At 39.1% G+C, this 21960-nt stretch carries 17 protein-coding genes; 12 read left to right on the top strand and 5 right to left on the bottom strand.

The genetic code is table 11. The annotated features are described in order from the left end of the window. The first annotated feature begins 60 nt into the window (after nt 1-60). The 3 genes from LY11_RS15050 to LY11_RS15040 are packed head-to-tail and all read left to right on the top strand — an operon-like array spanning nt 61 to nt 4484. A complete protein-coding gene (locus tag LY11_RS15050; protein WP_111634490.1) occupies nt 61-1674 on the top strand; it encodes a Na+/H+ antiporter in 1614 nt (537 codons plus the stop codon). A 48-nt stretch (nt 1675-1722) separates the two neighbouring features. Next, nucleotides 1723-3696 carry a glycoside hydrolase family 9 protein gene (locus LY11_RS15045; protein WP_211321560.1) on the top strand — a complete coding sequence of 658 codons (1974 nt, stop codon included), beginning with the start codon at nt 1723-1725 and terminating at the stop codon, nt 3694-3696. Between the two features lie 26 nt (nt 3697-3722). Then, entirely contained in the window at nt 3723-4484 is a 762-nt protein-coding gene (locus tag LY11_RS15040) for a ThuA domain-containing protein (RefSeq protein ID WP_211321559.1), read from the top strand. Between the two features lie 99 nt (nt 4485-4583). Here LY11_RS15040 and LY11_RS15035 read toward each other — a convergent pair whose 3' ends face one another. From LY11_RS15035 to LY11_RS15015, 5 genes are all read right to left on the bottom strand, one after another. Next, nucleotides 4584-5471 (bottom strand): polysaccharide lyase, encoded by an 888-nt coding sequence (locus LY11_RS15035; RefSeq protein WP_245952783.1) that lies wholly within the window; start codon nt 5469-5471, stop codon nt 4584-4586. Nucleotides 5472-5522: 51 nt separating this feature from the next. After that, entirely contained in the window at nt 5523-7049 is a 1527-nt protein-coding gene (locus LY11_RS15030) for a serine hydrolase domain-containing protein (protein WP_111634488.1), read from the bottom strand. A gap of 451 nt (nt 7050-7500) precedes the next feature. Beyond that, nucleotides 7501-8067, bottom strand: a complete 567-nt coding sequence (locus tag LY11_RS15025) for an HD domain-containing protein (protein ID WP_111634487.1) — start codon at nt 8065-8067, stop codon at nt 7501-7503. A 22-nt stretch (nt 8068-8089) separates the two neighbouring features. Continuing rightward, nucleotides 8090-9295, bottom strand: a complete 1206-nt coding sequence (locus LY11_RS15020) for an RsiV family protein (protein WP_111634486.1) — start codon at nt 9293-9295, stop codon at nt 8090-8092. 43 nt (nt 9296-9338) lie between these two features. Continuing rightward, nucleotides 9339-10559 (bottom strand): BamA/TamA family outer membrane protein, encoded by a 1221-nt coding sequence (locus LY11_RS15015; RefSeq protein WP_245952781.1) that lies wholly within the window; start codon nt 10557-10559, stop codon nt 9339-9341. A 909-nt stretch (nt 10560-11468) separates the two neighbouring features. On the opposite strand from LY11_RS15015, the gene LY11_RS15010 reads away from it, so the two are divergent. The 9 genes from LY11_RS15010 (at nt 11469) to LY11_RS14970 (ending at nt 21933) form a co-directional block, all read left to right on the top strand. Beyond that, nucleotides 11469-12197 (top strand): tyrosine-protein phosphatase, encoded by a 729-nt coding sequence (locus LY11_RS15010; protein ID WP_111634485.1) that lies wholly within the window; start codon nt 11469-11471, stop codon nt 12195-12197. 167 nt (nt 12198-12364) lie between these two features. Further along, nucleotides 12365-13174, top strand: coding sequence for a polysaccharide biosynthesis/export family protein (locus LY11_RS15005; RefSeq protein WP_111634484.1), 810 nt, complete (start codon nt 12365-12367; stop codon nt 13172-13174). A 25-nt stretch (nt 13175-13199) separates the two neighbouring features. Further along, complete coding sequence (locus LY11_RS15000) at nt 13200-15557, top strand: GumC family protein (RefSeq protein WP_111634483.1); 2358 nt, start codon at nt 13200-13202, stop codon at nt 15555-15557. A 6-nt stretch (nt 15558-15563) separates the two neighbouring features. Continuing rightward, complete coding sequence (locus LY11_RS14995; protein WP_111634482.1) at nt 15564-17105, top strand: aldolase catalytic domain-containing protein; 1542 nt, start codon at nt 15564-15566, stop codon at nt 17103-17105. Beyond that, a complete protein-coding gene (locus tag LY11_RS14990; RefSeq protein ID WP_111634481.1) occupies nt 17105-17842 on the top strand; it encodes a 3-deoxy-manno-octulosonate cytidylyltransferase in 738 nt (245 codons plus the stop codon). The genes LY11_RS14995 and LY11_RS14990 overlap by 1 nt, the downstream gene beginning before the upstream one ends. Next, nucleotides 17826-18458, top strand: a complete 633-nt coding sequence (locus LY11_RS14985) for an HAD family hydrolase (RefSeq protein WP_111634480.1) — start codon at nt 17826-17828, stop codon at nt 18456-18458. The genes LY11_RS14990 and LY11_RS14985 overlap by 17 nt, the downstream gene beginning before the upstream one ends. Next, the gene (locus tag LY11_RS14980; RefSeq protein WP_111634479.1) at nt 18455-19690 is read left to right on the top strand and encodes an MATE family efflux transporter; all 1236 of its coding nucleotides are present in this window, start codon (nt 18455-18457) and stop codon (nt 19688-19690) included. The genes LY11_RS14985 and LY11_RS14980 overlap by 4 nt, the downstream gene beginning before the upstream one ends. After that, complete coding sequence (locus LY11_RS14975) at nt 19674-20921, top strand: hypothetical protein (RefSeq protein WP_111634478.1); 1248 nt, start codon at nt 19674-19676, stop codon at nt 20919-20921. Before LY11_RS14980 ends, LY11_RS14975 begins: the two co-directional genes overlap by 17 nt. Next, nucleotides 20878-21933 carry an alpha-2,8-polysialyltransferase family protein gene (locus LY11_RS14970; protein ID WP_111634477.1) on the top strand — a complete coding sequence of 352 codons (1056 nt, stop codon included), beginning with the start codon at nt 20878-20880 and terminating at the stop codon, nt 21931-21933. The genes LY11_RS14975 and LY11_RS14970 overlap by 44 nt, the downstream gene beginning before the upstream one ends. Nucleotides 21934-21960 lie beyond the last annotated feature (27 nt).

Genomic DNA, 21960 nt, shown 5'->3' with positions numbered 1-21960 from the left:
CGCGTTTTTTGATAAAGATTATTTCAGAATAATATATATTTAGATATAATCTGAGATACGATGCTTCATGAAAACCTTATTTTAATCCTTGTTTTGCTTTTAGGTGTAACCATTCTGGTGATGGTTGGACATAAATTGAAAATCTCTTATCCTATATTTTTAGTCTTAGCGGGTTTAATTATAGGATTTATTCCTGGGATACCACATCTTACTGTTGATCCGGATATTATCTTTTTACTTTTTTTGCCTCCATTATTATACGAAGCTGCCTGGACTACTTCCTGGAAAGACTTTCGGGAATACAGGGGTGCTATCTTTTTACTGGCAGTAGGTCTGGTACTGATCACTTCGGTAGCCGTAGCCTATGCTTCGGTTGCTTTCATCCCCGGTTTCACTTTAGCACTTGGGTTTTTACTGGGAGGGATTATTTCACCGCCCGATGCAATTGCCGCATCTTCAGTTCTAAAAGGTATCAAAATTCCTAAAACTATCAATTCCTTATTAGAAGGGGAGAGCCTGGTTAATGACGCATCCAGTTTAATCGTCTTCAAATTCGCTCTTGCGGCAGTGGTTACCGGAAATTTTGTGTTTCAGGATGCTGCCATAAACTTTGTTTTTGTTGCTGGCTTTGGAATTTTAACCGGCCTTGCGATAGGCTGTGTATTTTATGCACTTCACCGCTGGCTGCCCACAAATGAAAATATTGATACTGCTTTAACGTTGCTTACCCCATATTTCATGTATATCGTGGCGGAACATTTCAAGGTTTCCGGTGTCATGGCGGTTGTCTCCGGAGGATTATTTTTATGTAGTCAGTCGCATGTGATTCTAACGCCAAATTCCAGAGTTAAAGTCAACTCTGTTTGGTCAGCCATCACATTTATGATGAATGGAGTGGTATTTATTTTAATTGGTTTGGCCTTACCGGATATTGTTGCAGGTTTAGGCTCAGAATATCCTTTGAAAACGGCGATAACTTATGGGGTCGGGATCAGTATCCTGGCTCTACTGGTCAGATTTTTCTGGCTGTTTTCTACGAGCAGGCTCACCAGTTTAGTGAATAAGAAAACGAGAGTCCGTTATCAGGGCATGACCTGGCATTCTTCGGTTGTTATAGTCTGGGCCGGAATGCGCGGTGTGGTTTCCCTGGCGGCGGCACTTTCTATACCGCTGATGTTAAACAGCCATACACCATTTCCCCTGCGAAACTTAATCCTGTTTATCACTTTTGTTGTGATCCTGGTCACTCTGGTTATCCAAGGACTGTCTTTACCTTATGTAATCAAAATATTAAAAATACCTGTGAATACTTATAAAATACCAGAGCAGGAACAAAGTGCGCAAATCAAGCTGCGGTTAATTGATAAGTCACTGGGCAGGTTACAAAAAAACTATCAGTTTCAATGTATCCATAACGAATTGATGGCTAGTTTTAAGGCTGAACTGGAGAACTCGTTAACTGGTAAAAGGAACAACCTTGAAGCCTTCAGAGCGGGTAAAATTGATAAACAAGAATTGAAAGTCTACCGCGAAATTATGCTGGATCTGATTCACATTCAGCGTGATGAATTACATCTTTTGAAAAATGACAGGAACTACGATGATGATATTATCAGAGAAGAAGAAAAACGACTGGATCTGGAAGAATTAAGCACTACAGGTAATCTTTTTTAAAATGATAATTAATTTGGTGTAATTCATAATAAGTTATTCAATTATAAAATGGTAAAACGTTTCTCCAATACACTAAATCCTCAAAAACTGATCCTGTTAACTTTATTTGGTTTGTTATTGGGTACACATTACGGCTCTTCTGCCGCAATGATAGGCGCTAACACTGCTCGCACTGTTAATCTTAGTAATACTTTCAAACCTTTCAACCTGGCGGCTCCATCGGTAGCCAGCGTTTTCAAAGCAGATCATCTGAATGATTCTTTAAACCGCGAGGTCATCATTCTTTCAAATCAGGTCGCTTATAACCTTGATGGGCCTAAATCGGCAATGATCAAACACCGTCGGCCTTTACCGGGGATTTTGAAGTTTGAGATCCTGGATGCGGTTACCTTGAAATCAGTTTTCTCCGGTAAGCTTGGGAAAGCACAACAAGTAACAGATTGGGATTTGGAGAACTGGTATAGTCCTGCCGGCTTTACTGCTTTTCATCAACCCGGAATATATAAAATACAGCTGACCGTTCAAGGCAAAAAGTATCAATCTTATGATTTTAAAATTGAGGATAAAGCTATCGGTAAAATAGGGATTCCGGCCATGGTGAACTTCTTTAACCATCAGCGTGCTAACTCTGAAGAAGAATTGGCTGCCGATAAACAGGTCAGACTTTTTGGAAGTGAGCAGACTGTGGATCTTCGGGGAGGATGGTGTGATGCTTCCGGTGATATTAGTAAATACTTTTCACACCTGGCTTATACAAATTATATGCTGCCGCAACAGATTCCTATAGTAGACTGGTCGATGATTAATACTGTCGAACAAGTTCCGGAATTACTGGATGAAGTGAAAATCAAAGATAAGCTTCAGGACGAAGCCCTTTATGGCGCAGATTATATCATGCGGTCTTTATCACCCGAAGGATATTTTTATATGACTGTCTTTAGTTATTTTGATAAAGATCCGAATGCAAGAAGGGTGGTTGGCTTATTAGCGGACAGTAAAACGACCAGTGATTATCAATGTGCTTACCGGGAAGGTGGTGGTATGGCCATCGCAGCTTTGGCGCGGATTTCAAGATGGAATAAAAATGGGGTATTTTCTTCTGCACAATACCTTGCAGCAGCAGAACGTGCCTTTGCGCATCTGCAGAAATTCAGCACAGTATATGCTGATGATGGAAAAGATAATATTATTGATGACTATTGCGCATTAATGGCCGCTTCAGAGCTATGGATTGCTACCGGAAAAGCTGAATACCGTGAGCAGGCCCGCAAAAGGGCTTTGAATTTGAAAAACAGGTTGTCTCCTGAAGGTTATTTTATAGCAAACGACGCAGGCAGACCTTTTTGGCATGCAGCTGACGCAGGTTTGCCTGTGATAGCACTGGCCAGGTATCTGGATATTGAAAAAGACGAGGTGCAACGTAAAATGGCTTTGCAGGTAATTAAAACTTCATTAGACTACAACTTGAAAGTAACGCATCATGTCATTAATCCTTTTGGTTATGCCCGGCAGCATTTCCTTTACCGGGGAAAAATTAAAGAAGGGTTTTTTATACCGCATGAAAACGAAAGCGGCTGGTGGTGGCAGGGAGAAGATGCGCGTTTAGGCTCATTAGCGGCAGCAGCACTGATTGGCGGCCGATTGGTTTATCCGGAAAAAAGAGAATTTGGGGTTAAGCGGGAACTTGCAGTTTATGCCAGTAACCTGGTGTCCTGGATTTTAGGGAATAACCCATATAACATGTGTATGCTATATGGCTACGGAAAAAATAATGTGCCTTATATGCGTTCTATGTATGGTCATGGCTCAGGCAAGGGCGGGATTTCTAATGGCATCACAGGAAAAGACGGAAAAGGAGACGGTTCTGGCATTGATTTTAAAGTAGAAGATCATGGAAATGAGTGGCGTTGGAGCGAACAATGGATTCCACATACCAGCTGGTTTTTACAAGCAGTTACGGCTATGTCGGTGAATCCAAAGGTATCATCGAATTCAAAAGCATCAGTGAATTCAAAACAGTAATGATTAATCAATATAACATAAAGAAAATGAGATATTTTAAACTGGTAAGTGTAATCATGGTATTCATGACCTTTTCTGCTGGAGCTTTTGCTAAAGAACCGGCCTTTAAAGCATTGGTATTGACCGAAAGGGGAGGTCTGCATGAAGGATTTGTCGTTGCTGCACTAGACTGGCTTCAAAGTTTTGCAGCAAAGAATAACTTTGAAATCACGGTAATCAATGATACAAAAGCTATTGATGCAGCTTACCTCTCAAAGTATAAATTGTTTATTCAATTGAATTATCCGCCTTATACCTGGACAGATCAGGCTAAGTCTGCTTTTGAGAAATATATTGAACAGGGGCGTGGAGGCTGGGTAGGTTTTCATCATGCAACTTTGCTTGGGGAATTTGATGGCTACCCGATGTGGGATTGGTTTTCGGGCTTTATGGGCGGTATACGTTTCAAAAGTTATATCGCCGGACTTGCTTCGGGAAAGGTTTATGTAGAAGCTAAAGATCATCCTGTAATGAAAGGATTGCCAGCCTCGTTTATCATTCCTGATGACGAATGGTATACTTTTGATAAAAACCCGAGAGCCCAGGTTAAAGTACTTGCCAATGTGGATGAATCAAGTTATCAACCCGCTTCTGCCATCAAAATGGGAGATCATCCGGTAATCTGGAGTAATGAAAAAATGAAAGCCAGGAATGTCTATTTCCTGATCGGGCATCATGCTAACCTGTTAAAATCCAATGAATTTAAAACCATGTTTGGTAATGCAATCCTTTGGGCATCTGGTCAATAAAGAATTTTAAGAAGCTGCAAAGAATTAAAGTGCTGCAGAGAGTCTTTAAGGGGCTTAAAAATTATAAAGGGCTGTAACTCAACTTTACAGCCCCTCATTTTAACTTGCTATTCTATTCCAGGTCAAATCATCATAATAGATCAAACCATCTGAAGTTGAAGCCCAGTAATCCTGGCTTCCGCCCCTGAAAGTATGAAATGTGATTACTTTGATTAAGCGCTTAGAAGTATCAGTAGTCCAGCGAATATCATTTTTCGTTAATAAATCCACTCCATCAACGGAATAAGAAATTTGTCCGTCAAAATTAGCGCCTGTATTGCTCTTTATTTTGATTTTGACAGTGTACCAGGTATTTTTTGCCAGTTGTTTACTCTGTTTTCCAAAATTATTTCCACAATCCTCAGGCATATCTTTATAATATACGTAAGGTCTGAAATAAGGTTTATCCGTACCGCTATTATCCTTTTGATTCGATGGATTGTACCACATAATCCTTGCACTTCCCCCTGTTCCGCTATCCGCTTTATTACAACCCGTAAAGCCATCGCCAATCAGGAATCCAAATCCGGCTTTTCCACCTCTGCTCCATTGGAAATTTGAATCAAAGCGTATTTTAAAACTTAACTCGTATTCAGATCCATCCGGAACATCTATCTGAACTGTATTTCCGCTGCCAGCACTTGCAGGAACCGAAGAAATAGAATTGGCTGGAATCCTGACGCTCACCTGGTTATTGGAAATGTTAACATTGCCAGCTTGCCAGTTTCCAAGAATATCTCCCATATCAGCTGCTGCTGTAGCCTTACTGTAAGCGCCGTCGCTATGCGTGAAATTTACTGTCCGGTTTGCATAAACTGCTCTGGCTGTAGTTGTTGCATCCTCATCAATAATTTCATTGGACTGTACATCTTTCTTGCATCCTGCAATTGCTATTGTAATTCCAAGGGCGGCAAGGAGGAAATTTGATTGTTTAAAAATGGTTTTCATAGTTTTAGGTTTATATTTTGATTGATTGTTGAGCTGATTAACAGGGACTTCTTATCCAGGGTCCTGATCGGTGGTCCTTTCCTTAATGTATTGTTCCATTCCAAAAGCAGCATCCATTTGAGTTTGATTCATCAATGGTTTTGATTTTTGGATTGCAATAATCGCATTGGTATAGGCCTTACTTTTAATATAGAGGTCTGCCATATTTAGATAAGGTTCTGCCGAACTGGGGAATACTGAAGCAGAAAACTCATACAATTTCAGCGCAGCGGATGGATTACCCACATGTTTGAATAAAATATTGCCAAACGAATTTAATGCAGTAATACTCAGGTCGTATTGAATGTTTTTTGTCTTTTTCAAGGTCTGATAAACATGGATTGCAGAATCAATGCTTCCGCTTTCCTGGAATTTTTTACCCATAACCAGGCTTACAGGGGTTTTTACAAGAGGCAAACGTCCTCCTTTAAGCCAGTTTGTAATATTCCTGATCAGTTCGGCACTGATTGGCTGAGCTGAACTATTGCTCAAAAACGTAATGCCAATCTCTTGTTCAGGAATCAGCACAATCTGATTCTGGAAATTGGTAATATTGCTTGTTTTCGTAAATATCTCCTGACCATCTTCCTTACTCAGTTCCCAACCCAGAGTTATGCCTGATAGCTTGCCCGTCATATACCTTGCGGAGAAAAAATCAGCAAAAGTCGCGCTGTTGACAAAGGCACCCCGCTCTGTTTTTCCTTTATTTAAAAGCATTTCCATCCAGATAGAAAGATCTGCAGAAGTTGTATGTAAACCATTGCTGCCGCTATTTTCACGGTTATAAGGATAAACACGGTCAGGTTTTGAAGTAAAAGTCAGCCAGTTATTTCTGCTGAAAGGTTGTACTGTGAATGCTGGTTTTAAAAAGCCTGAAGATTTCATTCCGAGTTTTTTAAAAACATACTGATCTATATAATCTTCAAATGGTTTTCTGGTTACTTTTCCTATCAGATCGGCAAGAATATCATAATTATATGGAGATCGGACCACCCGGCTACCCGGAAACGGAAATTTTAACTGCTGCGATGAAATACTCCGGGTTGTAGTTTCCAAAGCTTTAACGGAAGTATCCGGTGTATCCCATAATAGTGGGTAATGCTGTATCCCTGAAGTATGAGATAATAAGTGTCTGATAGTTATCTTTTTATTTATCTTATCTGCAGTCTTAAAATACGGCAGATATTGCTGTACCGGATCATCCAGTTTAATCAGCCCTGAATCCAGTAACTTCATGATCGCTGTAGCAACCAGTGGTTCAGAAATACTTCCGGCAGAAAAAGGGAGTAAGGAATCAAGCTGATGCTGTTGCTCATCTGCAATTCCAATAGTCCGGTTGAAAACTGAATCCTGATGTATAATTCCAACAGATAAACCAGGGATAGCATAAGCCATACGCACTTCATTCAGGTATTTATTCAGCGCTTTGATACTGCCGCTGGAAAATTGATGCTTTATAGTTGTTTTTTGCTCATTGTTGCAGCTGAATAAAGTCAGTACGAATACATGGAGCAATAGAAATGAAATTCTGTTTTTCATGATTACCTGTTTTGCGGAATTGTAATTGGTTAATAGTCAGTAATGTATGTAGGGTAGTAGTCGGTATTGTAGGTGATGTAGTAATTGGTATTGTAAGTGATGTAATAAATAGTATTATAGGTGATATAGTAATTGGTAGCGTATGTGAAAACAGTAGTCATTAGGATAGGTCAGATAGCAGGGCCTGGTTGGGGGGGAATGGTTGATACATACCAATCCCACCTCCTTTAGGGAGAGTTTTTCATCATGTTTATACTTGGTTTATGTAAATGAATTTAAGAAAACAGGTTATAAAAAAATCGTTTGAATCTTCCCGGACGTATGGAAAACGTCATTAGAGGAAGATTCAAACGATTGAAATAATTCTTAAATTATGAACTCAGCCTGAATTTTTTATTCGTGGCGAAAACGTGTATGGATGAAAATTGCCAGAAAGCAATAGTTCAACGCTTTATTTTAACAATTTTCTCAGATAAGCTAAAAGTTCAAGCCCTAATGCTGATTTTAATACTGGAATTAATACTTCTTCTAATTTCAGCTGTTCAGTCTTATATATTTCAAGCTTCCGTTCATTGCCATGGATGATACTAAACTCAACATTTGAAATTCTATCCGCAAGTTTGACAATAATCGCGTCCTCGTTTTTAGCTATCTTTTTATAAAAGTTAACTTTCCTTTCCTCCCTGCTTGCTCCCTGATCATCGCTTAAAGTATAGACAATTTCGGTGACTGTAGCTCCGAATTTCGCTTCCAGCTCAGCCTTGGTCACTTTCGTATCTTCTAATACATCGTGCAGCCAGGCAGCGATCAATAAATTCAGCTTATAAGTGCTGCTCAAATCAACATTAAACCTCATCAGCACACTAATTACATTTCCAAGGTGGATTTCATAGGGGGAGACCCCATATTGCTGATTACCATGTGCTTTTATTGCAAATGCCCGGGCTTCATTGAATAATCGTTTATTATCAGTGGATATTATCTCTTTCTCATTTGATATTATTTCTTTCGCAACCATTGTATTTAATTATAAAATCCGGTTATAAACTAAGTTCCATTCTTTTGACAAAAGCAGGATTAAGATACTTTTTCAAATCCTTATAAGGAACAGAAACTACAATTTGTCCCTGTGCAAAACTAGCGACTTCATATGGATTATATAAAAATGCAATTCCGCTGGTATCAAAAAAGAAGTTCTTGTTCGCTGCCAGGTGATCATCAAACAACTGCGTGGTTAATGCCTCAGCAGGTTTTACCTTGTACTGTATTCTGAAATTCTTTTCTACTAGTTTTTGCAGGGAAACAGAATCAATATTTACAACATCAGTCATTGCCAGTTGCTTTTGATTTTTCACATCAAAACAATACATTGTTGTCGCATAATTATTGTGCGCACCACCAGAATAACCATCAAATAATGCTTTAACTATAGTAAAACCACCACCATTGTACTGCATATAGAGATTCTGGCTTCTGGAGTAATTTGAAGTAGCACCCAATTTGTCTTCTTCATCTTTCATGCTAGCTATCTCAGTTCTGTAAGCATCCAGATAACTTTTGGCATTAGCTTTTATACCAGCCTCCCACGAAGGTGCTTTTGGTATTTCCATGATCTTCTTTAACTGCTCGTCAAGCCATAATACCCCTGGAGTTTGCCCCGTTGGCATTAAATATTCGTAGCTGATAACCGCCTGAGGGGAATCTTTTAATTTAGGAAGCGCTTTGATAGAATCCTGATAACTGGCGATGTTAAAAGCATAACTTCCTTCAGGATATGTTTCTTCCAGGCGGATACTTGATTTTTCTTTTCCTTGCACCCTTAGCCCGCTAAAGACTGTTCCTGTCCACTTTAACTGTAACTTTGGTCCGGCAGGAATATCGTCTGAATATCGGTCACCAAGACCACTTTCAGTAAGAATTATACTATCCTGATTAATAATAGTATCAGTTATCAGGTTCACCTGCGTACCATTATAATCATAAGTACCTGTAAAATTGTTCCCGGTCCGGCTTAGGTTGAGCACTACATTCCGGTCACCAATAATTCCCTGGAATCTTTTATAAAAGCTTTTCGGAAGATGTTCCTGAACCGCTACCCGCTGGGTTACTGCTGTTGTCGCAGTACTATCAGTAGCTGATGTTTTTTTCTCTGCGGAATGACAGCCGGCAATTAATGCTGACGCACAAAAAGTATAGACTAATAGTTTAATCTGTTTGCTTGATTTGTTTTTTTCTGTCGGGTTCATAGGTTTTATAGCTGTTTTTGTGAAAATAAACAAATTTCAGCATTTAGAACGCCTCATTTAATCCCAAAAAGAATCCTCTTGAACCATAATTTCCGAAAGCGTAATCAAGGCATAGGTTCGTTCGTGTCGCTTTATTGAATAACACGCGTAAACCTGCACCGCCTCCAGGTTGCCACTTATCAAATATTTTTGTGCCAAGCTCATCATTAGTTGTTTGTACATTAAAGAAGGTAACGCCGCTCAAAAACTTATTCCTGGTAATAGGGAACCGGTACTCTAATTCTGAATAGTTATAATTAGTCCCTTTAAAATAACCTATTGTGTAACCTCTTCCGCTACGGAAAGCCGGATCTTTACCCGTTCCCGGTAATTCCAAATAAGGAATCGCTCCACTTGCCAGATATGATCCCCAGTTCCAGAACGCAATTACATGTTCAGGATTGCGTGCAGAAAGACTCCAGTATTTTCTGAAATCAGTTGTGAATTGTACTGCATTTTTTGTACTGCCTATCCAGGACTGGTTTACTCTGATTCCGGCATCTGCATAAATCCCTTTATAAGCTCTGTTCTGGTTATCGCGAGTGGTATACTGAACATTGAAGAGCAAGCCATTTGAACTATAGTGATCACGATCAAATCCATGACGGTCACTGTATATATTATAAGGTGTTAACTCGTTATCCGTTGTCCTGTCCTCAATCTTTCTTCTCATATCAAATGATACACCAGCACCCACGAACAAGTTTTCTTCCACCTGTTTGTATACTTTCTCTTTGAAACTGTAATACTCAGCATGCAGTACATAGCCTTTGCGATCTGGATTTAACAGCGCCTCATCTTCTACACTTCCAGATTGATTATTCCCTATACCTAATCCGAAATCCGGTGTCACAGTTTTTGCGGCAACCAAGCTTCCCTGAAAATTCCATTTATTACCCGGAGTATAAATATTATGATTAATATAAAAATAAATAATGCCTTTAGTGGTAATAGAAGCCGAAGTGGCCGCTACAGACATCAATGTATTGGGGTCACTTCCTAATACTCTGCCAGCAACGGCCTTGATGCCAATTTGTGCTCCAATACTTGGATTGTAAGCTACATTGGGTATTACCGTAATCCCTGACTTTTTACGTAGCGGGTTTACTTTTCTATTAGGATGCAACACCTTTCTGAATAAGTCAGAAATATCATATTGTTTATAGGTAGAGTCAACTGGCTGAGCTGTTTTTGCAATATAAGCAACTGCTGAATCCTTTTTCAAGGAGTCAGTTGGTTTGGGTTGCTGGCTATAAGCAAGGCTGCTTACAGTCAGCAATCCTGCAAATAAAAATAACTTCGATACTAAATAGAATCTTATCTGATTATGATTACGCTTTTTTGTCTGATTTGCTGAGTGTATGAATTCCAATTTATAAAGGCGTTAGGAGTAGTTACTGTATGTCTTAAACCCCGAAATCAGCATAATGTTTTATGTGCTGACTATTTATTATTTGGAAATCTGGTAAAACGAAACTATTTCCAGGCGGGTAAAGATTACGTCAACTCAATTTTATTGCCTTATTTATCATCTGTTTGAGGGGAATCATTTTAATTAATTAAATTATTATTGTACTATGTATTTATATAATTGCAATAAAAATGAAAACATGAGCGTTTGAATAGATTATAATTGAAAAATAAATTAACTAAAGGTATTGTTATGGTTTTGTGTTTTGGTTGCGTAGTTGATTTTAATAGCGCATTGACGCTCCTGAGTGCTATTCCTGCAGGTTGTGGATGAATTAGTCTAAGGATTGGTTAAGCATTGTTGTTCATTTTTGCCCAATACTGTTTTGTGACAGGTTTGTTACTTTGAATAGCTTCAATATTGTCTTTATATAGGTTTAAACGATGATTTTGTCAATTTGTGTCTTGTTCATAAACTAAGCATACCTTTTGATACTTCTTTTTTTAAGCACCATATTTTCTGTTCGAATAAGTTTTTAAATCGAATTTAAACGGTCTGTTTTTGACTCTTGTACCTTTACTTGATAAAAAAAACACAATAATTTAATGTCTAAATCATTTTATGTATGAATAAATTTGTACTTTCGTTAAAAAACATACCGTATTAATCTCCGGTTGGAGAAATCAGATTCTTATTGCTTTACGAAATACCTTATTATATAGAATGTTTACATTTTTTAAGAAAAAAAATCAAGTTGAGGATGTAGAATGGCTGGGTGTAGACATGCATTCCCATTTATTGCCAGGGATTGATGATGGATCTCCTGATATTGAGCAGTCTTTGGATTTGATTAAGCAGTTAAGTGATTTAGGATTTAGTAAGTTCCTGTGTACGCCTCATATTTTTGAGGAATTGTACCCAAATGATGCTAATACTATTTCATCCGCTTTGAATAAAGTGAAATACGGATTGAAAACTATTGATTTAGAAGTAGATATTGATGCGGCAGCGGAATATATGATCGATGAAAATTTTCAGGTTAAAGAGGGGTTGCTTTGTTTGCCGGGGAAATATATTCTGATTGAGATGTCTTATCTCTCAGAATCTCCCGGACTTGATCAGGTAATCTTTGACTTGAAGATTCTTGGGTATCATGTTATTCTTGCGCATCCGGAGCGCTATTCCTTTAATCATAATCAATTAAGCAGGTATACCAGGTATAAAGAAATGGGGGTGATGTTTCAGTTAAATTTATTAGCTGTTTGTGGATATTATGGTAATGAAGTAAAACGCGTATCCGAATACCTGCTGGAAAACAAGCTTTATGATTTTGCTGCCACAGACCTGCATCATCACAAACATTTACGCGTGCTTTCATCTGCCATTACCAATGGCTCTTTGTATAAAAAGCTGGGTAATTATGATTTTAAAAACAAGGAGATTTTCTCCTGAATGAGCGCTTAAAGCTATAGCTAAAAGGCTTCAGCTTTTTGATATTGAATTGATTTCCAGATAAAACGATTTATATATTCAAACTGGACTTACAGAATATATAGTTACCAATGATAGTCCAAATAAACTCTTAAAATTATAACCCGTTAAAAACGCCTTATCCACCTATGAGAAGAAGTTTTAGAAATGGTGAAATTAGAAACGGTGCCCTACTGTTTTTGGCTTTACTTTTTACATCATGTGCAAGTACTAAAAATGTACCCTACTTTCAGGACATCACGTCCGCAGAAAAATCTGTATTAGCTAATACAGCAGTCTTTACAGAGCCAGCTATTCAGCCTGATGATATTCTTTCGATTTCCATCTTTACGATTGATCCCGCAACTTCTATGGTTGTAAATCAGGTAGGTACACAAGCTTTGAGCACTATCCCCGGGCCATCCGGCGGGATTGTCGCTACACCCCCTGCTTCTGGGTTCCTGGTTGATAAAAACGGGGAAATTGATCTGTCTATCGTTGGTAAAGTAAAGATCGGAGGGCTGACCACTTTCCAGGCCAGAGACTTGATCAAGGAAAAAGCCGCAATCGTTTACAAAGATCCGAATGTACAGGTGCGCTATGCTAATTTTAAAGTTACGGTATTAGGAGAGGTTGGAAGACCTGCTTCGTATGTATTGCCTAATGAAAGAGTTAGTGTGCTGGATGCCTTAGGTTTAGCAGGAGATCTGACGATATTCGGCAGGCGTGAAAACATCCTGTTGATCCGGGAAAATAACGGTAAGAAAGAATTCGCACGTCTGAATTTAAACTCTTCAGAACTGTTTAACAGCCCTTTTTATTACCTCAAACAAAACGATGTTATTTACGTCGAGCCTAACAAAGGAAAAGCTGCTTCTTTAAACCAGGCAAGAACTCAAACCTATGCCATTATTGGAACTGCGCTCTCAGTTTTAATTGTCTTGTTTTCAAGGCTTTAGTCGCTCACCTTTTTAGTATAAATCAATGAATAAGATAGTTGAAAATAGGATGTCACCAAAAGAGGACACTTTAGATATAAAGCAAATCCTATCACGTTTATTATACAATTGGTATTGGATTTTATTGTCATTATTAATTTGTGTTACCTTATCCGTACTGTACGCCAGATACAAGACACCAGCTTATAAAATATCGGCAAGGGTGCTGGTTAATGATGAGAAAAAGGGGAGTGGCCTGATGGCCGGCAGTGACCTGCTGGGTGATCTTGGCGGATTATTAGGTGCAAAAAGCACCGTTGATAATGAAGCTGAAATTTTAAAGACCCGGTATTTAATGGAGCGTGTTGTTCATGACATGGACCTGAATATTACCTACTACAGAAAAGGAAGAGTAAAAAATACAGAACTCTATAAATCACCAGTTAAGGTAAGAATAATCGCTGCGCAAGACACCATTAAAGAAACGAATCTAGGTATAGAGCTTCTGAAAAATAATCAGCTTGCCATCAATTCTAAAAAACTGGATACAGTGGTTAGTTTGGGTAAACCTTTTAAAATCCCGTGTGTAGGTACAGTGCTGATTACCAGAAATACAGAGGTTGAAGATTTATATGGTAAATACAAAGTGAACATCAATTCTGTCGATAACAAAGTGGCAGATATGATGGAAGACCTTACCGTTGAGGTGAAGAATAAGCTGATTACCATTATCGATGTCTCCCTGAACCACCCGATCCCTAAAAAAGGAGAGGATATTTTGAATAAGCTGATTGAAAGCTATGTTCAGGAAAACGTAAAGGATAAAAATGAAATCGCTGACAGTACTGTTAAATTTATTCAGAACCGTTTGAATTTCATTGGCAGAGAACTGGGTGACCTGGAAGGCAATATTCAGGGCTTTAAACAAAAGAATAACCTGGCCGATATGACTGAGCAGTCTAAACTTTTAGTGCAGACCACAGGGCAGTATGTGAGTGACCTGAGTAAAATGGAAACACAGATCAGTATTCTTAAAAGCCTGCAGGAATACTTGAAAGACGGAACGAAGAACAAACGTGTATTACCAAGTTCTTTAGTGCCTGCAGATTTAGTGTTCAGCGGTGCTGTAGAAAAATTCAATGCCCTGACCCTGGAAAGAGCGAAAAGATTAATCGGTATCACGGAAGCCAATCCGGCGATTATCATATTGGATAAAGAGATTGCAAATGCAAGAGCTGACATTGAAGCCAATCTGGTGACTACACTGGATGCGTTTACGATCACCAGGGATAAGTTAAGCAATCAAATGAAAAAGGCTGAAACTCAGGTCCGCGGTGTACCGGAAATTGAACGCAATTACCTGAACCTGGCACGTCAGCAGCAAATCAAGCAGGAGCTTTACCTCTTTTTGATGCAGAAAAGTGAAGAGACTGCGATTTCTAAAACATCAAATATCTCGAATTCCAGGACTATTGATCCGCCTAAATCAGAAGTGAAGCCATTCAGCCCTAAAAAAGCGATGATCTATATCGTCGGACTTTTCCTGGGCCTGTTTATTCCGATAGCAGTCATCTACCTGAAAGATATTTTAAATGATAAGATCCAGACCAAAGAAGATATAAGCAAGTTAACCAGCGTGCCTGTCATCGGGGAAATCAGCCATAACGAAGAAGGTACTAACCTGGTTGTGGCTAACAGTTCAAGATCTGCCGTCTCTGAACAATTCAGGGCGCTGAGAACTAATCTTTATTTCTACATGAAAGCTGCAGATGCGAAGGTTATCCTGATTACATCAAGTATGGCGGGAGAAGGAAAATCTTTTGTCGCGATTAACCTGGGGAATGTACTGGCGCTTTCCAACAAAAAAGTCCTTTTGATGGAACTTGATTTACGTAAACCCGGCCTGTCTGCCAAGCTGGATATTCCAAATGATTCAGGGTTTACCAATTATATTATTGATCCCAATTTAACGGCGAAGGATATTGTAAAACCATTAAGTATCCACAAGAACTTATCCATCATCAGTTCAGGGCCTGTACCTCCAAATCCAGCAGAAATGTTATTGGATGACCGTACAAAGGAACTGATTGAAGAACTCAAATTACAGTTTGATTATATCATTATCGATGCTCCTCCGATCGGGATTCTGGCAGATGCACAACTGATGTCTGCCCATGCAGATGCCTGTGTTTACCTGGTGAGGCAAAACTTCACTGCGAAACAGCAATTGAATATTGTGGAAGACCTGAGCAGAAATGAAATGATGAAAAATATTGGAATCGTTGTCAATGACATTGATGGTCATGGTTACGGTTACGGCTACGGATATGGCTATGGTTATGGTTCTTATGACGCTCCAGATGATAAAAATAAAAAGTGGTTTAAAAAGTTGTTCAAATCTTAATTAATTATGTTTAAAATACTTGATTGTACCTTAAGGGACGGTGGTTATTACACGAACTGGGACTTCGATAAAAGCTTAGTCCATACTTATCTGTCATCTCTAAACAACCTGCCAGTTGATTACATAGAGGTTGGTTACAGAAGCATTCCTATCAAAGAATATTATGGCAAATATTTTTATTCTCCTGTCTATGAACTGCAGGAGTTAAAAAGTCTGACCAATAAAAAACTCGTTATCATTTTTAATGAAAAAGATATTAGAGTTGAACACGTAGCAGACCTGCTGCAACCGATCATCGGTATCGTTGATATGGTGCGTATCGCACTGGACCCGCAGCAATTAGGCCGTGCTTTGAAACTGGCCGCAGAAATCAAAAGATACGGTTTCGAAGTAGGTTTCAACGTGATGTATATGTCTAAATGGAAACAATACGGCAATTTCGTGGAAGAGCTGAGTGGTCTTGACGGACTTGCTGATTATTTCTACATGGTAGACAGTTACGGAGGTGTATTTCCTGATGATGTGAAACAAACTATGGACCTGATCCGTTCAAAGACTGATTGTAAAATTGGTTTCCACGGTCACAATAACCTGGAAATGGCACTGATCAACTCCTTGACTGCCATTGATTACGGTGCTGATATTGTGGACTCAACTATTTTAGGAATGGGCCGTGGCGCAGGGAATTTAAAAACTGAACTGTTACTGTCAGTTTTGAATACCAAATATAACATGGACATCGACTTTAATGCGATTGGAAATGTCGTGGACGGTTTTGATAAGCTGTTGAAAAAATACGAATGGGGAACTAACGTACCTTATATGATTTCAGGATCAAATTCATTGCCTCAAAAAGATGTAATGGACTGGTATACTACCCGTGTATACTCTCTGAACAGTATGGTCAGGGCACTTCAGAATCAAAAGAACAATATCAAAGACAATGAGCAGCTGCCGGTTTTCAAGCCTGCAAAATCTTACGATAAAGTACTTATCCTGGGAGGCGGGCCAAATTCAGTAGAACACGCTAAAGCGATCATTGAATTTATCAACCAGACTGAAAATATTGCCGTGGTACATTCAAGTTCAAAAAATGCCTTGTACTATAAAGACGTTCAGGCAGATCAGTTTTACTGCCTGGTAGGAAATGAAGGCCATCGTTTGGAAAAAGTATTCAGTGACCTTGGTGATTTTAAAGGAATTTGTGTTTTCCCTCCATTCCCGCGTAAAATGGGGACTTATATTCCTGCGCAGATCCATGATCAGTGTTTCGAATTTGAACAGATCTCCTTTACAGAGAAATTCAAAGAATCGCACAGTATCCTGGCCTTGCAAACAGCGCTGGAATTAAAAGCCGAAGAGATTTATATTGCTGGTTTTGACGGTTATCAGGAAGCTTCGATTTCTCAGCTGGAAAGAAGCCTGGTGGAAGAAAATGAATTTTTATTCCAAACCTTCCAGGAAGCTTATGCTAAAGATATTATCTCTTTAACACCTACAAGGTATAAAACCTTACAGTCCGGTTCAGTCTATAGTTTGGTGTGCTAATGAACTTTATTGTAGTTATTCCCGCACGGTATCAATCGACCAGGTTTCCAGGGAAACCGCTGCTCGATATAAACGGTAAAAGCATGTTATTGCGGACCTATGAACAATGTATTCAGGCTGTAGATAAGAGTTTAGTATACGTGGCTACTGAAGATCAGCGCATTGTAGAGCATTGCGAGTCCTTCGGTATTCAGGTCTTATTAACCTCCGATCACTGCTTAACCGGTACAGACCGGATAGCTGAAGTCGCAGCCCTTGTGAAAGCAGACTATTACATCAATGTTCAGGGTGATGAGCCTTTGTTTAACCCCAATGATATTACAAAAATGATCTCCCATCTGGATACTTATCCAGGGGAGATCCTGAACGGATATTGCTCAATTACCGATGAAAGACAGTACAGAAGCAAGTCAGTGCCTAAAGTTGTTTTCAGACCGGATGGCAGGCTTTTGTACATGTCCAGGAGCCCTGTTCCGGGAAATAAAAGCCTGGACTTTGTTAAAGCATGGAGACAGGTTTGTATATACGCATTTCCTTTCCTGGCTTTAAAAGCTTTTGCTGAAACAAAAAATAAAACAGTTCTGGAAGCCGAAGAAGACATTGAAATTTTAAGATTTCTGGAGCTGAATTACGAAGTGAGAATGATTGAGTTGTCCAGTGAGTCTATTGCGATAGACAATCCGGAAGACTTAACAGAAGTATTAGCTAAACTCAAAGAAGATGCTATCAAAGTATAAAGTAATATTATGGGATTTCGATGGGGTCATTATGGACTCCATGCCCATAAGATCAAAAGGATTTGAACTGGTATTGGCAAAATATCCTAAAGAACAAGTGGAGGAGCTGATGGCTTACCATGAACTGAATGGCGGCCTTTCAAGGTATGTTAAATTCAGGTATTTCTTTGAGCAGATCAGGAAAGAAACGATCACTGAAGCGCAGGTATTGGAACTGGCAGCCCGGTTTTCTGAAATTATGCTTTCCCTGTTGCTGGATGAAAAACTGTTGATTGCTGACAGCGTTGAATTCATTAAAGCCAACTGGCAGAATTTCCAGATGCACATTGTTTCCGGATCTGACGGTAAAGAACTTCAGCTGATCAATGATGAATTAGGTCTTTCGAGGTATTTTAAAACGATCAACGGCTCTCCGACACCCAAAAAACAACTCGTTGAAAATGTATTAACAGCGAATCAGTATGATAAAAATGAGGTCGTGCTGATCGGTGATTCTATCAATGATTATGACGCTGCTGAATTCAATACGATTTCTTTTGCAGGCTATAACAATCCTGAGCTGAAACGTCTTTCTGAAAATTACATCACACAATTTAAGCTAATCGCTGCACAATGAAATTCAGTATCCTTAAGACGGTTTTCTTTGAATCCCTGAACAGGCTTTGCACCTTAATTATTGTGCTGCTGGTTTCCAGGAATTTTTCTGTCAGTACTTATGGGTACTTTTCTTTATTTATCACCATCACTTCTATAGGGCAGACTGTCATTGACTTCGGCTCACAGAATTTTGGTGTAAAAGAGCTGATCAAGCTGAAGGAAATTACGGACATAAAAAAAATGGTAACTACCGTGAGTACCTTCCGTTTTATAGGGTTTATAGTCTGGGTATTGTTCTCCATTGTCTATTCCTTTTTTATTGAAGATTCTCTTACTTTCGCCACCCTTTTAATTATATGGGGGGTAATCTATCTCTATTACTGCGACTGGATTTTAAAAGGAGTTGGTAAAATCTCCAGTCAGGCGCTGATCAACCTGACCACAAACGGGGTCGCTTTACTTGTACTTTACCTGCTGATCTGGAAGAAGCTTGACCTGACCAACAGTTATATTATCAGTGTTGCTAAAATTGGCCCATTGCTCGCTGCAGCTATAATTTCCGGATTCTTTTTGAAATGGTTTACCAAGTCCAACCTCGTGCTGGTGGGGATCAAAAAAACATGGCCTAAAAGCCAGTTTAATGAAACCATGCTTTTTACTACGGGTAGTTTCTGTGCCAGGGCCTATAATTCAATCGGATTGATCCTGGTCGGTTTTCTGCTTGATAAAACTACGCTGGGGATGATCTCTTATGCCTTTACCTTTTATAATATTTTCAGTATGGGCAGGGCAATACTGATTACCTCTGTCTACCCATATTTCTGTAAACTCGAAAGGAAAAAGGCGCTGAAACTATCCATGTTTCTGAACCTCGGGGCCACACTGTGTTTCGTTTTATTTCTGGTTGTTTACCTGAATTATTCGGAGGAGATTATTCATATCATCGTGCCAAAGGCGACTGCTATTTCTGACGTGATCCGGTTCAACTTTAACGTTGGCGTTGCCCTGATCGGTGTAGTTTGTATGTCCTTTTTTACCATTACTTTTTTGCAGGCATTTGAAGGCGGAGGGATCTTTAACAGGCTGACCATTTACGGACTCGTGATTGTGCTTGTCCTGAATCTGCTCGGATATTTCCTGGGTTATCTGAAGTACAGTTCAATAGCCTCTTTGCTCGCTGCCGAATTTTTAATTGCGCTTTATTCTTACTACTACATTTTTAAAAAGACAAATAATGAAGGCATTAGTTAATAGATTATTTTTAAGCCTTGTGCTATTGCTTCCATGGCATTCACTGATCGTGAACGGATACCTCAGAAAGTATTTCTCGCTCATCGTGCTGTGGAAGGAATTAGCAGTATTAGCCCTGTTTATCCTGGCTATTACTCATAAGGGGCCTAAAATAAGTGGTATAAAGCTGGTTATTCTTCTCAGTACCGTTTTTCTGTTAACTGCACACCTGATCTTTAACAGTGTCGGTTTACTCGCCGCTTACAGTTATAGGATATACCTGCTGCCCATTTTAATGACCATTTCGCTGTACAAACTGTCAGACTTAATTGACTGGGAAAGAATTTGTAAATGGTTTGTTATCGGTGCCTTTGTGATGGCAATTTTTACCATTATTCAGCAACTGTTTTTAGGAGAAAGTATTTACCTGAATGCAGGTTATCCAGTAAACACCTTTAGCGATGAAAAGCTCAATTTCACCTTTTACATTGGTTACGGCTTGCTGCAAAGAGGGGCAGGAGGGTTTATTGCGCCCATTCCATACAGCGTTTATTTAATTCTGGCTTTGGTTATCCTGTTCAAATACAAAGAACTGTTTAGTGCTAAATTTGCCAAGACCCTGAGCATGGTGCTGACCATCAGCCTTGTGCTAACCTTTACCCGTTCCACCATTGCGACCTATCTGTTTTTCTTTGCCATTCCTTACCTGAATATTTTTACCCCGAAAACAGTAAAATATCTGGTTGTGCTGGTACTGGTGGTCATCATCCAGTTTTTCATTGTTCCCACCGCTATCCAGGAAATGGAACTCAGTACCATTGATACTTTCTGGAGCAACAGTACCTCTTTAGAAGATACCAGTTCTGCCGGACACTTTGAGAGTCTGGACAGGGGTTATAAAATCGCATGGGAGAATATTGGCAATGGAATTGGCTTAGGTAAAGTAGGTGCGCATACCGCTGCATTTTTTGATAATGCACTGGTTATTGAATCCGGATACCTGTCTGTGATTATTGAACTCGGTTTAATGACAGCTGTATTTATATACCTGTCCTTTCCAATGGTCCATTATAAAAAAGGCTCCCTGTCTACCGTTATTATCCTGGTTTACCTGGCGGTGTCCTTCCTTTTGCCCCTGATTTATTACGTAGAATTATCCCTTTTAATTCTAATCTCTATTGAAGCGCTAAATAACGAAAAGAAAATATATGTTGATCATAGTAGGCAGTCCATGGCAAGCTCTTTTGGCTAAGAGCTATATTCTTAAGGAAAATATAATCGACCCGCAATATATCATAGAGAAATCCTCTCCGAAATCATTTGCTGAGATTATAAAAATACTCGATACCGATCAGGATACGATCCGGATGATCATTGAATGGTCACAACTTTCTGTGCTTTCCAAAGCTAAAGCGAACACGGCATCCGCATATATAGATGCGATCATTCAATCCCTCCGGCAAGATTACTTTAAAACAGTAGAAACGATCCTGGTCTTTTCCGAGCAAACGGTTCTCTTTAAAATCATTTATGATCTTTTTGGGGATGATAAAACTTATATCAAATCAGAAGATGGCATTCTGGATTATCTGCCGGAACTCAAACACCACAGCCTGTTAAAACAAATTGCAGGGTACCTGTTTATCCAGTCGAAAGTTAAATACTACGTCTATAAAAATTATTATTCCATTTTCAGCCAGGTGATCATGTTCAGTAAGGTTGAAGAAGTGAGTGCGGAGTGTTATGTGCCACTGGCAAGCCTTAAAAAGGAGTTTCTGTCTGTCTTGAAAACTGCCTATCAAATTACTGAAGGCGCTGATACTTTTAAAGGCAAAGACGTGCTGCTGCTCTGTCAATCTCTTTCTGAAGATAAGGTTGTTCCCTTGCAGGAAGAACTGAATCTGTATGAGAAATTCATTCAACGTTGTAACGATTTGAAGCTGACGGTGATTATTAAACCTCACCCAAGGTCATGTCCTGAAAAAATTGAAGCCTTAAGTAAGCTCACCTCCAGCCAGGTTGAATTTTTTGAAGACTATGGTATTCCGGCCGAATCGATGCTGTTGAACGGAAAATTTAAAGAAGTTGTCGGCGTTTATTCTAATACCATAATTTATGCCCATGAATTTTTTGGCGTTAAAGGGATTTCTTTGCTCACCCCACAGATGATTGACCTTTTAGCCCGTAAAGAAAAAAAGAAATTTACGTATATCTATGCGCAATTAAGAAAGTATTTTAGTAATGAATATACTGTTTTTCAATAGCTTATGAATTTGACATCGTTTCTTCCC

This window comes from Pedobacter cryoconitis (assembly GCF_003259615.1).
Classification (GTDB): domain Bacteria; phylum Bacteroidota; class Bacteroidia; order Sphingobacteriales; family Sphingobacteriaceae; genus Pedobacter; species Pedobacter cryoconitis.
Note: the sequence above shows the minus strand (reverse complement) of the source record. Positions and strands in the feature narration are given on the sequence as shown.